Below are 15,860 nucleotides of genomic sequence, written 5' to 3'. Positions count from 1 at the left end.
AGTCGTTTTCTGTAAAAATAATAAATTAATTTATTAAAAAAACAAAGCATGTAAAATACAAGATGTATTTTTGCTCGATGTAAAAAAGTAAAGATTTATGTTTTCAGTTGATAAAATTCGAGACGATTTTCCTATTTTAAAAAGAAAAGTAAACGGTAACCCTTTGGTGTACTTTGATAATGCGGCAACATCGCAAACACCACAGGTTGTTATTGATGCAATTGTTGATTATTACACTAATTATAATGCTAATATTCATCGAGGGGTACATACGTTAAGTCAAGAAGCAACTGATAAATATGAGGAATCACGTAGTATTATACAGAAGCATTTTAATGCAAAGTATGCTCATGAAATAATTTTTACTTCGGGTACAACGCACGGTATCAATTTAGTTGCATCAGGTTTCTCGGCTCTTTTAAAAAAAGGAGACGAATTAATTATATCTGCTTTAGAACATCATTCTAACATTGTGCCTTGGCAAATGTTGTGCGATAAAACAGGGGCTATTTTAAAGGTAATACCAATGGATAACGATGGCTCGTTACGAATGGATATATACCACGAATTATTAAATGTTAAAACCAAGTTAGTATTTTGCAATCATGTTTCGAATGCTTTAGGAACTATAAATGATATTCAAGAAATTATTCATGCAGCGCATAAATTTGGAGCTTACGTATTGATAGATGGCGCTCAAGCTAGTCCGCATATAAAAGTAGATGTACAAGATATTGATGTTGATTTTTATGTAACCTCAGCTCATAAAATGTGTGGGCCAACTGGGGTAGGAATGCTCTACGGAAAAGAATCTCTTTTAAAAAAACTGCCACCGTATCAAGGAGGAGGTGAAATGATAGAAATGGTAACCTTTGAAAAAACAACTTATGCAGGATTGCCTCATAAGTTTGAAGCGGGGACTCCAAATATTTGTGGAGGTATTGTTTTTGGTACAGCTATAGATTATTTAAATGAAATTGGTTTTGAAGCTATTGCTAAGCAAGAAACAGAATTGTTGAATTACGCAACTGATAAGTTACAAGAAATAGAAGGGTTAAAAATTTATGGAACCGCTAAAAAAACAGCGGTAATATCGTTTAATATTGAAAATATTCATCCTTATGATATGGGGGTTATTCTTGATAAATTAGGTATTGCCGTACGAACAGGCCACCATTGTGCGCAGCCTATAATGGATTTTTATTCGATTCCAGGAACGGTACGTGCTTCTTTTGCTTTTTATAATACCCAACAAGAAATAGATCAACTAGTTAAAGCTATTCATAGAGCAAAGGCAATGTTGTTATAGCTTTTTAATATTGATAGCTTTAGAGTTTTAAGATTTTAAAGTGTTTTCAGCTTGAATAATGTGTCTTACATTATGATACACTAAAACTCTAAAAGTATCGCCTAATTTCAATTTTATCCATTTTGTTATAGAAATTGGAGTTTTTATATTTGTTAAGTCAGTATTTGTTGATTTTTCGAGGAGTTCTAAAATTTCTTCTTGTTGATGTATAAATTTGTCCAAAACAGTTTTGTCTAAGAAGCTGTTTATTGGGTTCATAGTTTTAAAAGTTTTCATTTTATTTAACTTTTCTTTAGGGAGCATGCTTTTAGCAAAATAGCTGCCTAAAAAATTACTTATAAAAACGTTAGATTTCTTATAGTTAGATTTTTCAATGCCTTTTTTGATTTCTGGAATATAAAAGTCTCCATACCTGTTCAAATGTTCAATACACTCTAAAGCACTCCAACTTTTAGCATGTTGTCTTTGGTTTAATTTTTTAATTGAGAGCTCTTTGAGAGCTTCAACTTTCTTTAGATTTTTAAGCGTCAAATCAAGTAGTTCGTTGATTAAATTTTGTGCTTCCATAAATTTTATTTATCTGCAAATGTCAGTATTTTAGAAATTGAAAATATTGATTGAAGTCAAGATTTTTTTAGCCTGGAAAGTGTTTCGGGTGACATTCTTAGATAAGAAGCAATATGTTTATTTGGAATTTCTTGAAATAATTGAGGACTTCTCTGTAAAACTCGATTGTATCGTTTTTTTGGTGAAGTGATTAAAATGTCTTTTTCTCGTTCAATTTGCTGTAAAATAAGTTGTTGTAAGGTAGTTTCCCAAAGTTTTTTATACTTGTTGTTTTGATTTATAAAATAAAGGTATTTTTGTTTTGAAATAACTTTAAGTTCAGTTTTTTTAAGGGCTTGAATATAAAAATCAGAGGGTTTTTCAGTAATAAAACTATCCAAGGATGTAATAAAATTATTTTTGTATCCAAAACGAATAATATGTTCTTCGCAATCGTCAATAATTGAGATTTTTAAACTTCCAGAGATGATGTAGAAAAGATTGGTTTCAATGGTTCCTGCATCTTTTAAATATTCGTTTCTTTTTAATAGAATATTGTTATCCCAAAGATTTTGTTTTTCAAGTTGTTGGTATAATTCGTCAACAATGTTCATACATGTTTATACCTAAACTATTTTTCAACGTTTAAAACATCTTTTATTATTTGTTCTAACTGGGCTTTAGGTAGTGCTCCATTTGCCATTTGAGGGTCTTCATTTACAGGGCAAAATAACATAGAAGGAATACTTCTTATGTCAAAAGCAGCCGCTAATTCGGTTTCAACTTCGGTATTAATTTTATAAATAGCAATCTTATCACCGTACTCTTCGCTTAATTGTGCTAATATAGGAGCTAACATTTTACATGGAGCGCACCAATCGGCATAAAAATCAATTATAGCAGGCTTGGTTCCTTCAAATGTCCATTCTTTATTTTTTTCGTAGTTAAATACTTTTTCTAAAAAGGTTGCTTTTGTTAAATTTTGTACCATCGATAATTATTTATACCTGTAAAATTACGAGTTTTTTAATCATAAAGGGTAGTTTTAAAAACCTAAATAAACGTTAAATGTTGTTAAAAACACTTACTAAATTAGTGTGAGCGTTTTTTTTTCTTCTAACTTTGAAAGCTTACTAAATCTGTGTTTGAAGAAAATTATAGATAAGGTTAAATAACCTGAAAAAATTTTGTTATAAAAATCAAAAAATAAGCGTTTAATTTAAATTTATTTTTGTGAAAAAAATACATCTTCTTACTCTTTGCCTAATAGTTATAGTGTCGTGTAAAGAATCAAAACAACTCAAAAGAAATATTATAGTGAATTATCCAGAAACACCTCAAAAACCTGTTGTCGATGAATATTTTGGTACAAAGGTAACCGATAATTATCGTTGGTTAGAGGATGATAGAAGCCCAGAAACAGAACAATGGGTAAAACAAGAAAATAAAGTTACATTCGATTATTTAAGTAAAATTCCGTACAGAGAACAGCTAAAAAAAAGATTGTCTGAATTATGGAATTATGCAAAAGTAGGCACTCCTTTTATTGAGGGAGATTACACTTATTTTTATAAAAATAATGGCTTACAAAATCAATATGTTTTATATAGAAAAGATAAAAATGGTAAAGATGAAGTTTTTTTAGATCCTAACACCTTTTCTAAAGATGGTACAATTTCATTAGGCGCTGTTCGTTTTTCAAAAGATGGAAATTTGGTCGCCTATTCTATTTCTGAAGGAGGAAGTGACTGGAGAAAAATTATTATTATGGATGTTAAAAGTAAAGAAAGAGTTGGCGATACATTAACCGATGTAAAGTTTTCAGGTATTTCTTGGAAAGGTAATAGTGGTTTTTATTATTCTAGTTACGACAAACCTAAAGGAAGTCAGCTTTCGGCAAAAACCGATCAACATAAATTATACTATCATAAACTAGGAACAAAACAAAAAGAAGACGCTGTAATCTTTGGAGCAACACCCGAAGAAAAAAACAGATATGTAGGGGGGCATGTAACCGAAGATGATCGGTATTTAGTTATTTCTGCATCTACTTCAACATCAGGAAATAAATTGTTTATAAAAGACTTAACCCAGCCTAATAGTAAATTGGTAACTATTATAGATAATTATGACAGTGATACTTATGTTGTTGATAATAAAAATGAGCAATTATATTTAGTAACTAACTTAGGCGCACCCAATAAAAAAGTAGTAACAGTTAATGCTTCAAACCCTGTGCCTCAAAATTGGAAAGATTTTATTCCAGAAACTAAAAACGTATTAAATGTATCGAAAGGAGCAGGTTATTTTTTTGCAAAATATATGATTGATGCCGTTTCAAAAGTATTACAATATAATAGTGATGGAAAATTTATTAGAGAAATAAAACTTCCAGGGATAGGAACCGCAAATGGTTTTGGAGGTAAAAAAGATGCAAAAGAATTGTATTTTTCGTTCACCAATTATAATACCCCTAGTTCATCATATAAATTAAATCCAAAAGACGGTACCTATCAAGAGTATTGGAAACCTGCTATTTCTTTTAATAGTTCTAATTATGAAAGTAAGCAAATATTTTATACGTCAAAAGACGGAACCAAAGTTCCAATGATTATTACCTACAAAAAAGGATTGCAATTAAACGGTAAAAACCCAACTATTTTATACGGTTATGGCGGGTTTAATATTTCGCTAACTCCATCGTTTAGTATTGGAAATGCTGTTTGGATGGAACAAGGAGGGGTTTACGCAGTGCCTAATATACGAGGAGGTGGTGAGTATGGTAGAAAATGGCACGATGCAGGAACAAAAATGAAAAAGCAAAATGTTTTTGATGATTTTATTGCTGCAGCCCAATATTTAATAGATAAAAAATATACCTCATCAGATTATTTAGCTATTCGAGGAGGGTCTAATGGAGGACTTTTAGTGGGGGCTACAATGACTCAACGACCCGATTTAATGAAAGTTGCGCTACCCGCTGTAGGTGTTTTAGACATGTTGCGCTATCATACTTTTACTGCAGGAGCAGGCTGGAAATACGATTATGGCACAGCAGAAGACAGCAAAGAAATGTTTGAGTATTTAAAAAAATATTCGCCTGTACATAACGTGAAAAAAATAGCTTATCCAGCAACATTAATTACAACGGCAGACCATGATGATAGGGTGGTGCCAGCTCACAGTTTTAAGTTTGCTGCCGAATTACAAAGTAAACAACAAGGTGCAAACCCTGTATTAATTAGAATTGAATCAAATGCGGGGCATGGTGCAGGAACACCTGTGGCAAAAACCATACAACAATATGCAGATATGTTTGGATTTACGCTCTATAATATGGGATATGATGAGTTACCCAATTCACTTAATAAAAAATAAATATTAATAAATGAGAACTATAAAAAAAGTAATAATAGTGCCTGCAATTATTTTGTTGGCAATAAGTGCGTGTAAAAACGAGAAAAAAGAAGAATCTGTTGCAGGGATTATGTTAAAAAACATGGATTTATCGGTTAAACCTACCGACGATTTTTATAAATATGTAAATGGTTCATGGTTAAAAAGAGTCAAAATTCCTGAAGATCGAACGTCTTGGGGGGCTTTTACTGAACTTGCTACAAAAACAGATAACGATGTGTTAGCTATTTTAAATAAGGCTATAAAAGAGGGTGATTTTGCTAAGGTAAAAGATGCTAATGGAAACACCATAGATTCTGATCAAGAAAAAGCAGTACATTATTATGAAACGATAATGGATACTGTTGCAAGAAATAAAGCAGATAAAAAACCAGTAGTTCCATTTTTGAAAAAAATAGAGAAGATAAATAACTTAGATGACGTTCAAGCATTTATTGCAAATATGGCGCCATACGGAGGGGCAGGGTTTTATCATTTTTATGTTTATAATGATTTTAAAAACAGTAGCATTAATGTAGGTTATATGGCACCTGACGGATTGAGTTTGTCTAGAGATTACTATGTAGATGAAAAGGTAAAAGACAAACTAGAAAAGTATCAAGAATTTGTAGCAAAAATATTACAAGAGTTTGGCGATAGTGAAACGGTGGCTAAAAAAAATGCGGAAACAATTGTTGCTTTCGAAAAAAGTTTAGCCGTACAAATGATGTCTAAAGAAGATAGAAGAGATACCCGTAAAAAATACAACCCAATGACGGTTGAAGAACTTTCTAAGTTAGCTCCAACTATTGACTGGAAAACGTATTTAGATAAAATTGGCGTTAAAAATATTGAAAAAATTATTGTTACCGACCCTCGGTATTTTAAAGCAATGAACGAAATTCTTAAAAATCGTTCAATTGAAGATATAAAACTACTTTTACGTTGGAGGGTAATTGACGGCTCATTAAATATCTTATCAACTAGTTTAGAAAAAGAAAATTGGGAGTTTTATAGTAAAGAAATGCAGGGTGCTAAAAAGCAACGCCCGAGAGATTTGCGTGCATTGAGTAAACTAAACAGAGCAATAGGTGAAGCCGTAGGTAAATTGTATGTTGCTGAAAAATTTCCGCCAGAGGCAAAAGAAAAGGCAAAAAAAATGATTCAAAACGTTCGGTTAGGGTTTGAAAATCGTATTGCCAAATTATCTTGGATGAGTGAAGAAACCAAGAAAAAAGCCTTAGAAAAATTACATAAACTATCCGTTAAAATAGCATATCCTGATAAGTGGAAAGATTATTCTGCTTTACAAGTAAAAGGCTTAAATCAAGGAGGTACTTATTTTGAAAATGCAATTAATGTTGAGAAATGGAATTTTGATAGAAATATTGCTAAACTAGGTAAAGCGGTCGATAGAACTGAGTGGAATATGTCGCCACAAACAGTAAACGCTTATTTTAATCCAGTAAATAACGAAATTGTTTTTCCTGCAGCTATTTTACAACCTCCTTTTTATAATTACAAAGCAGATGAGGCGGTAAATTATGGAGGTATTGGGGCAGTTATTGGTCATGAAATATCACATAGTTTTGACGATTCAGGAGCGCGTTTTGATGGAGATGGAAATCTTAAAAATTGGTGGACAGATGAAGATTCTAAAAAGTTTAAACAAGCGAGTGAAAAATTAGAAAATCAGTTTACCAATGTGGTAGCTATCGATAGTATGCATTTAAACGGAAAATATACCCTAGGTGAAAATATTGGTGATTTAGGCGGTTTGCAAGCAGCATATGAGGGATTAGAAATTTTCTTAAATAAAAATGGTCGTCCAGCAGATATTGATGGCTATACTCCAGAACAACGATTTTTTATGTCTTGGGCAACTATTTGGAGAACAAAAATGCGAGACGAAGCATTAAAAAATTTAATTATGACTAATCCACATGCGCCAGGAATGTATAGAGCCTATATGCCGCTTAAAAACATAGAAGCTTTTTACCAAGCATTTAATGTAAAAGAGGGTGATAATATGTATTTAAAACCAGAGGATAGAGTTCGAATTTGGTAGTTTGTGTAAAAAAAATGTTATAATTTTTAAGTAATATGTGTATTAACTGTAACTTGGTAACAAGCACAATTAAGTTATTTTTTGTAATAAAAGTTGTAACTTTGCACCTCAAATTAACAAACCACACATTAAATAAATAATCATGGGAAAAGGATTTTTTCAGGTGCCAACGGCGGTTAATGAACCTGTAAAAGAGTATACTTCAGGGTCTTTAGAAAGAGAAGCTGTTGCAAAACAATATAAAACGTATTTTAACGGTTCTGTTGATGTGCCAATGTACATTAATGGAGAAGAAATTAGAACAGGAAATACTAAAAATATTACACCACCACATGACCATCAACACATTGTAGGAGCCTATCATATAGGTAATAAAAGTCATGTAGAAAAAGCTATTGAAACAGCTTTAGAAGCTCGTTCGGCTTGGGCAAAAACACCTTGGGAGCAACGTGCAGCTATATTTTTACGAGCAGCAGAGTTAATTGCGGGTCCTTATCGAGCTAAAATTAATGCGGCTACTATGATTGCCCAATCTAAAACGATTCATCAAGCAGAAATTGATGCGGCATGTGAGTTGATTGATTTTTTACGTTTTAATGTAGAATACATGTCTCAAATTTACGATGAGCAACCGTATTCTGGAGAGGGTATTTGGAATCGTGTGGAATATAGACCTCTAGAAGGTTTTGTATATGCAATTACGCCATTTAATTTTACAGCCATTGCGGCAAATTTGCCGGCAAGTGCTGCTATGATGGGTAATGTTGTTGTTTGGAAACCTTCGGATAGTCAAATATTTTCAGCTAAGGTTATTGTAGATGTTTTTAAAGAAGCAGGTGTGCCAGATGGTGTTATTAATGTGATTTATGGAGATCCAGTAATGATTACGGATACTTTACTTGCATCGCCTGATTTTTCGGGTATTCATTTCACAGGTTCTACAACGGTATTTAAAGATATATGGAAAAAAATAGGCGAAAATATTCACAAGTATAAAACCTATCCAAGAATTGTAGGCGAAACAGGGGGTAAAGATTTTATTATTGCGCATCCTTCGGCAAAAGCAAAACAAGTAGCTACAGGTATTTCGCGTGGTGCTTTTGAGTTTCAAGGACAAAAATGTTCAGCGGCATCAAGAGTATATTTACCAAAATCTATTGCTAAACAAACGTTAGATTTTGTAAAAGAAGATATCGCTTCTTTTAAAATGGGTTCACCTGAAGATATGAGTAATTTTATTACTGCAGTAATTCATGAAGGTTCGTTTAATAAATTGGTAAAATATATTGAGCAGGCAAAAAAAGATACTGATGCTGAAATTATAGCTGGTGGAAATTACGATAAATCGAAAGGTTATTTTATTGAGCCAACGGTTATTTTAACCACCAATCCAAAATATGCAACTATGGAAACAGAATTGTTTGGTCCTATTGTTACCATATATATTTATGAAGATAAAGAATGGGCAAAAACATTAAAATTAGTAGATCAAACTTCTGAATATGCTTTAACAGGAGCGGTCTTTTCAACTGATAGATATGCGATTGCTGAAGCTACACAAGCACTTGAAAATTGTGCAGGTAATTTTTATGTTAATGATAAGCCTACAGGAGCTGTTGTAGGACAGCAACCATTTGGTGGCGCTAGAGCTTCTGGAACAAACGATAAAGCAGGTTCTGCTCAAAATTTATTACGTTGGGTGTCTCCTCGATTAATTAAGGAAACATTTGTTTCGCCAATAGATTATCGTTATCCGTTTTTAGGTGAGTAGTTTGTAAAAAAACATAACTTATATAAAAAAATAAGAGGTTTAGGATAAATTGATGTTCTAGACCTCTTATTTTTTATTAAACTTTTTTCTACTTCAGTAGTGTAAGTTTAATTAAAATTATAATAGGGATTATACCGTATTGGCTCTGTTTTTTTACCAAACACAGTTAAAATTGATAACGAATACCTAAGCCTAAGTCAGAATTTAATCCATCATAAAAACCGTTAAAGCCAATTTCGGGTTTAAAATCTAATGAAATTAGTAAAGGAATATCAAAACTATATTCAATACCAACTACTCCAGATACAAATATTCCTGTAGAAGATGTGTTTGTTTTTTTAACATTCCACGAACCTAGACCACCACCAGCACCTGCGTACCAATTAAATCGATCTTGTAATTGCCAAACCCATTGGTATAAAGCAGAAGCTTTAAAGCCACTATATTCGCTATTACCTCTAACTCCTAAGCCAAGCTCTATACGATTAGAGTTGCTTAGTTTATTTTGGTAGTTAATTTCTGCGCCAAAACCACTATTGTTGCCAAATCGAATTCCTATGGCATTATTAGCAATTTCTTGGGCATTTGCAGTGAAAATAGATAGTGTTAAAAAACTGATTAGCAAAAATAATTTTTTCATAAAAAAGTGAATATTTCAGGTTACTAATATAATAAAAACAGTTTGTCAATTCGGTTATTGAATACTTAATCTTTGACCTTTAGAATGACTGCTAAACTCTGGGGCATACATGCTTTGTATGGTTGTAATTCCGTTGCTAAAATTACCAACATTATTTACTCTTACGTCGTATTCAAAAACATATATTCCTTTAGGTAAACGACCAAAAAAGAAATTTGTTGCCGTATCTGTGGTGTTTTCGTAATAACCTAAACCATCTTGCCATTTATATTGTGATAGTACATTTATAGGCTCTACACCACTAGCACGAGTGTCTTTCATGTGTATAAAATCCATTTCTCTATCTGAACGTAATTCTATTCTTACTGTAATTAAATCGCCTACTTTTAAAGGGGTAGTGTTTGTAATTTGTATTAGTTTTTTTCCGGTATCAGAATTTACCTTTTTAAATAGATGTTTTGTTAACTGTAAAGGTGTTTTTGCAGGGGTAATTTTATCAATGTTTTCAAAATATTGCCAATATAAACTTCCCCAAGCAGTACCTTTTCCTTTTTTAGAAATGCTAATGGTGCTCATTTTTGGGGTAATTTCGGTGCTGTTCCAAGAGGTTTTAAAATAACCTGTGCCAGCTTCAATTTTAGTGTTTTCTAATTTTGATGGTTTTATCGGTTGCCCACCAATTTTTACAGTTAGGTTATCGGTTACTGAAACCCAATCGCTTCCTTGTAACAATAGTGCATATACAGCTTCGGTTGTTGCTTTGGTTGTTTTCCACTGGGTGGTTTGCTTGTTTTTTAAAAGCCATATTTTAAGATTATCAACGATTTGTGTATCATTTTCAATTTCAGAAAAAGCTTCAATTAATAGAGCTTGTGTTTCAATGGGTGCCTGATACCAATACCAACTAGGTTGATTTTCTTTCCAGTACATGCCCAATTCTTCTGAAGTAATGCTGTTTTCTTTTAGCGATTTTAAAATTTTAGCTGCTATGGTATTGTTATTACTTCTATGTTGAAGTAGTGCTATTTGCCCTTTTGCATAAAGATTAAAATGAGACCAATAGGTTGCTGTTTGGTTTTTGTAATAGGCAATGGCTGTTTTTACCTTATCGTCAATATTTATTTGTTTGTAAAAACTTCGCATATACAAGTACTGAATAATAAAATAATTTATATGATTTTTTTCAAGGTAGTCTGTATATGCTTTTACGCCTTTATCAGCTTTAATAAGCGTAGCCTTTTCAATTAATTTTTGGTAGTTTTTTTCTATTTCTTGATCTAAAAAATGTACAGCTTTTTTAATGATGGCAGTAGTGTTTTGGTTAAAATTTGTTACGCCTAATTTTTTTAGATGTCCAAACCCTGTAGCAATGTGATTGGTAATGTATATATTTGGATAACGACCGCCTTTAAACCAAGGAAATCCGCCGTTGTTAAATTGCATTTTGGCAAGTTTGTTAATTGCATTTTGTTCTTCATTTTTCATTTTATTGAGGTCGAACAATAAAGCTATTCGTTTTTTTTGTTCAGTTTCTGATTGTGCTTCACGCAACCAAGGTGTTTCTTGAATAATTAACGATTTTAATTCTTGATTTTTCTCCAAGTTGCTCAACAAAGCACCCGAAGATTTCCAAGCATTAAAAACTTCTTGAATTCGTGGGTTTGAATTAGCAATAAAACTCGCCAAGGTATTGGCATAATATCGCGCAAAAGTTTGCTCGCTACATTCATATGGATATTCCATTAAATAAGGTAATGCCTGTACTGCATACCAAGCTGGGTTTGAAGTAATTTCTAAAGTTAATTTATGATGATTAAGCGTGGTAGAGGTGTTGTTTTTTAGCTTATTTAATACAAATGTTTTGGTTTGATTGCTACGAACCCACATAGGTAGCGTTTCAGTAACTAACATTCGGTTTGATAAAACAGGAAGTATGTTTTGTTCTCCGTCAGAAAAATCACCTGCTTTGGCTACCACTTTGTATTGAATGGCTTGATAGGTGTTAGGAATTGATAAATTCCACGAAACTTCGCTGTTGCCATTGGCATTTACTTGAAAAGATTGATTTTTAACAGCCCCTTCAAGTAGATTAATATTTTTACCTGTAATGGCATCGGTTAATAAAAGTTGTGCTGTGCCGCTTAAGTTTTTGTTAGATATGTTGGCAATTTTAGCACTCAAGGTTATAGTGTCTCCTTCTCTTAAAAATCGAGGAGCATTAGGTGTTACCATTAGTTCTTTTTGTGTAACTGCGGTCAGTGTTTTAATGGTAGATTGTAATGTTTTGGTATGAGCTAATAATTGTAATTTCCATTTGGTTAACGATTCGGGGGTGGTAAAGCTAAATGTTACGTTGCCCTTTTTATCGGTGATTAAGTGTGGATAAAAAAATGCTGTTTCTTGTAGATTTTTACGAATTTGAATGTTTTTTAATGAAGCTTTTTCGTCTGCTATTTTTTTCTGATCAAGAGTAGTTATAGCTACATTATCTAATTCGCCTTTATCGCTTTCGGTTGCAGGTATTGCTGTTCCATAAACTTCGTTATTTGCTTCTATAGCGGGTGATCTTTTATATTTTACAGATTCGCTTAAAAAAATGGGTCTATTTCTTGCAAATTCAAATCCAAACCAGTTTAATTGGTCGTATTGTTGTTGTGCAAAACCAGTGTATGTATTGCGGTTGTTATATAACCTAAAAGCCTTAATGCCAAAACTATGGTTGGCACTTGCATGGTTTTGATAAGAATTGTAAGAAGTAATTGTAATAGGATTAAATTGCCAATTATTTGGTTTAAATTGATCTAACGATGCATCGTACATACTAGCTAATATTTCTGCAGTAACTTTATTTTTTTTGTCGTTTTTAATGGTAAAACTCCAAGTTTCATTTGTTCCTGGTTGTAGCTTGTCTCTAAAAGTATTTGTTTCAATGCTAATCGTTTCTTGTGTGTTTGGTACTAAAATAGGTATGCTGCCACTAACAAAGCTGTTGTAGTTTACAAAGTAATATTTAATAGCAAATCCGCCAAGGTCTTCTTTAGTTACAGGAATGGTAATTGTTTTAAGATTGTTGTTTAAATGGGTAAATATTGTTTTTACAATTTTTTGCTTTTTTTCAATTTGAAGCATTACTGTTACATCTTTTGAGGCCGAACCAATTTGTAAGTGTATATGATCGCCAATTTTATACATTTTTTTGTCGGTGGTATACACGAATAATTGATTGTCTGGAATAATTTTTTCGCGAGTATTTACCACACTAAAAATAGCTTTGTCTGTAACCTTTTGACCAAATTTATCTTTTGAACTTAGAACAATTATGTATTTTCCAATGGCCCATTTTTTATAATTAGTAAGAGTTATTTTTTTTGCTTTTTTAGTATTAAAAGCTTGCTCAAAAACCAATTTTTCTTGTTTCCAAGCACTTGCATTTTCTTCTTCTTTAGTATAAGCGTCATGAGGAAACAATTTTCGAAATTCAGTTTCTGAAATGTCTTGATAATCAGGGGTGCCCCAAGGTCGTTTACGTACGGGGTTTTGTGGGGCTTGTAGCTTATAAATTTTAATATTTCCTTTGGCGGACACAAAAGTTCCGTTTAAATTTTTGCTAGTTATTTCAATATTCGTTTTGTTGTCTGAGGTATAAATTTTTTCAGGTATTTGAACTGTAGCAAGTAAGGTGTGGTAGCCAATTTTTATGGTTGAAGTAGCTGAGTGTGTTTCTCCGTTTATATCGGTTACATCTACAGTAACTTGATAATTAAAAACAGGTAAACTTTCTTTTTTTAGGCTTTCGTCAGGTAAGGCTTTAAAAGAAAAGGTAAAGTTTCCTTGGTCATCAGTAGTTGATTTACCATGTGTAATTTCTTGTTCGTTAGCGATGAAATAAGGTCTTTTCCAGTACCACCAATTAGGAAATTTTACTTTTCGATGTACTCGATATACTACTTTAGCATTAGTGATAGTTGACCCCGAAAAGGCTTTGGCAAAACCAGTTACGGTAATAGTGTCGTTTAATTTATAAGTATTTGTAATCGGATTAAATTCTGTTTCAAATTTGGGGCGCTTGTATTCTTCAACCGATATTGTGTGATAATTTTTAATTCCGTCAATTTGAGCTTCTATGTTAAATTGACCTGTTAAACCCGTAGTTGGTAATACAAATTCACCCGAAAACGAGCCAAATTCATTAGTAGTTAAGCTTTTACTTTTAATTAATTGATTATTAACGTCTTTAATGTTGATGCTAACTGTTTCGCCAACTTTTAATGTAGATTTATTTTTAAAAGTTTCTATAGAAATTCCTTTAAAATAAACGGTTTGTCCAGGGCGATAAATACTTCTGTCTGTAAATAAAAATGTTTTTACATTTACCTTCGGAAGCCTTTCTTTAGGTTTGTAATATTTATTGATATAATAATTGTCAAAATAGGTAGTATCGCCTTTAAAATTTACCGTAATAACAATTTGGTTGTGTGAGGTGTTGCTTTTGTAGGAGAAAAAACCATTTTTATTGGTTATGAAATTTTTATCAATTGGTTTGTTGTATTTATCTGTGTTGTAATTTTTAAGGGTTACAGTAGCATTTGGTATGGGCGCACCATTGTTTCTATTTACTACTTGGTAAGTATACACCCCATTTTCATTTAATTCTACTAAAGCAATATTTGTAATTTTTAGGTGAGAGATACCATACAAGTTTCCTGTTTGTAAAGCATTTTTTTCAGTAGCAACAATTAAATAATCTCCCTGTGTCATTTTAGGGGTAATTACTTCGGTTGTATGTTGTAAATAATCGTATTCGTTTCGTAAAGAAGCCTCCCAAGAATAGGCTTTTTTTAAAGAGTTAATAAGCTTTATTTTTTCTGATTCGTTATGGGTAGTTTGTAGTTTGTTAAAGAAATTTCTATTTGCTCTAAATGCTGTAAAGTGTACTTTGTTTATGTTTTTGTAATTGATAAGTAGACGAGAGTTGGTGTTAATCGGCACAAAATTTTCAGCAATAATTTGAATGGTTTTCTCTTCAATTTGTGATTTTAAATAAGCGCATTTTTTTGCACTCTCACTATCTGGAAATTGTTTAATAACAGTTTTACAAATTGCCAAAGCATCTGTTTTTTTAAAACGAAAAATGCTGTTTTTATTGGCTTGTTGATTGTAAATTTGGGCAATTTCGTATTTATATAATCCAGAAACCTCGTTTTTTGAGTATTGTTTAGCAGAGGTTTCTAAAGTTTTTAAAAACAAGTCTTGTTTGTTATTAAAAGTTGCGTGTTGATATACAAAACCTAGACGTTCAAGATCCACTTTTGTTAGTGCTTTAAAATTGTTGTTTACTAAATGAAAGCCAATTAAGTCTTGATATATTTTAAGTGCTTTTAATTCTAAAGAAAGTGTATCTTTAGTAGTAATATGTAGTCTTGAAAAAGTAGAGGCATCACTTAAAAATGCGGGGTCGTCAATTTTAAATTGATAGGTTGGTTTGGTAATACTGTTTTCAGATGTTTTATAAAATGTTAAAGCATTATGAGCTAAAAAATCGAAAAGAGTAGGTCTAAATTCTTCAGAATTTTTCGCTTTTTGTAAAATTACCGAAAAAGCATCAATATTAATTTTTTGTAAGAATAACTTATCGCTTAAAGAAGCGCTGTAGTAATGGTTAATTTCTGCAAAAAGGGTGTTTAAATCCCATGTTCTAAAATCATTTTCATCTACTTTTTGAGCAGTTTGTGTTCGGTTGTAAAATCGCCATCGATTTTGATTAAAATATTGCCAATATAAATTAGCTAATATATTTTCTAATACGTTTTTAACAGGAAAATTACTGTTGCTTATTTGTTGTTTAAAAGAATTAATAATGTTTAACTGTGCATTTTCTTCTAGCGTTAAGGCAAATTTACTTTTATAAAAAAGAGCTTTAATTAGTTGAGGCGAATTGTTTTCTTTTACCGCTTTTTCGTGTATTTCATCAACTATTTTTAAAGCTGATTTAGGCAAGTTGTCCATTTCTAAACGTTGTACTTTTTTCCATAAGCCATCAAAGTTTTCTTGAGCGGTTATAATATTTGAAAATAGAAACGAAAGTAATATTACCGTTATTATTCTTTTCATTTTTTTAAATTTTATATAG

The 15,860-nt window shown here is 31.8% G+C and carries 9 protein-coding genes; 4 read left to right on the top strand and 5 right to left on the bottom strand.

Annotation, left to right across the window (positions count from 1 at the left end; genetic code table 11):
* Window positions 1–97 precede the first annotated feature (97 nt).
* On the top strand, window positions 98–1,309 hold the full coding sequence (locus AB2B44_RS02330) for an aminotransferase class V-fold PLP-dependent enzyme (protein WP_369047939.1): 1,212 nt from the start codon (window positions 98–100) through the stop codon (window positions 1,307–1,309).
* Window positions 1,310–1,336: 27 nt separating this feature from the next.
* On the opposite strand, the gene AB2B44_RS02325 is transcribed toward AB2B44_RS02330, so the two are convergent.
* The 3 genes from AB2B44_RS02325 to trxA are packed head-to-tail and all read right to left on the bottom strand — an operon-like array spanning window position 1,337 to window position 2,846.
* Window positions 1,337–1,876, bottom strand: a complete 540-nt coding sequence (locus AB2B44_RS02325) for a DinB family protein (RefSeq protein ID WP_369047938.1) — start codon at window positions 1,874–1,876, stop codon at window positions 1,337–1,339.
* A 56-nt stretch (window positions 1,877–1,932) separates the two neighbouring features.
* Window positions 1,933–2,469, bottom strand: a complete 537-nt coding sequence (locus tag AB2B44_RS02320) for a Crp/Fnr family transcriptional regulator (protein ID WP_369047937.1) — start codon at window positions 2,467–2,469, stop codon at window positions 1,933–1,935.
* Between the two features lie 17 nt (window positions 2,470–2,486).
* Entirely contained in the window at window positions 2,487–2,846 is a 360-nt protein-coding gene (trxA, locus tag AB2B44_RS02315) for a thioredoxin (RefSeq protein WP_369047936.1), read from the bottom strand.
* A gap of 242 nt (window positions 2,847–3,088) precedes the next feature.
* On the opposite strand from trxA, the gene AB2B44_RS02310 reads away from it, so the two are divergent.
* The 3 genes from AB2B44_RS02310 to pruA all read left to right on the top strand — a co-directional run bounded on the left by AB2B44_RS02310 (window position 3,089) and on the right by pruA (window position 9,090).
* Window positions 3,089–5,233, top strand: coding sequence for a prolyl oligopeptidase family protein (locus tag AB2B44_RS02310; RefSeq protein WP_369047935.1), 2,145 nt, complete (start codon window positions 3,089–3,091; stop codon window positions 5,231–5,233).
* A 10-nt stretch (window positions 5,234–5,243) separates the two neighbouring features.
* The gene (locus AB2B44_RS02305; protein ID WP_369047934.1) at window positions 5,244–7,319 is read left to right on the top strand and encodes a M13 family metallopeptidase; all 2,076 of its coding nucleotides are present in this window, start codon (window positions 5,244–5,246) and stop codon (window positions 7,317–7,319) included.
* Window positions 7,320–7,461: 142 nt separating this feature from the next.
* Window positions 7,462–9,090 (top strand): L-glutamate gamma-semialdehyde dehydrogenase, encoded by a 1,629-nt coding sequence (pruA, locus tag AB2B44_RS02300; protein ID WP_369047933.1) that lies wholly within the window; start codon window positions 7,462–7,464, stop codon window positions 9,088–9,090.
* 166 nt (window positions 9,091–9,256) lie between these two features.
* On the opposite strand, the gene AB2B44_RS02295 is transcribed toward pruA, so the two are convergent.
* Both AB2B44_RS02295 and AB2B44_RS02290 read right to left on the bottom strand, forming a co-directional pair.
* Window positions 9,257–9,730 (bottom strand): hypothetical protein, encoded by a 474-nt coding sequence (locus AB2B44_RS02295; protein WP_369047932.1) that lies wholly within the window; start codon window positions 9,728–9,730, stop codon window positions 9,257–9,259.
* Window positions 9,731–9,784: 54 nt separating this feature from the next.
* Entirely contained in the window at window positions 9,785–15,841 is a 6,057-nt protein-coding gene (locus AB2B44_RS02290) for an alpha-2-macroglobulin (RefSeq protein WP_369047931.1), read from the bottom strand.
* Window positions 15,842–15,860: the final 19 nt, after the last annotated feature.

The organism is Tenacibaculum sp. UWU-22 (genome assembly GCF_041021355.1).
Classification (GTDB): domain Bacteria; phylum Bacteroidota; class Bacteroidia; order Flavobacteriales; family Flavobacteriaceae; genus Polaribacter.
This window is presented reverse-complemented; position numbering and strand designations above follow the sequence as displayed.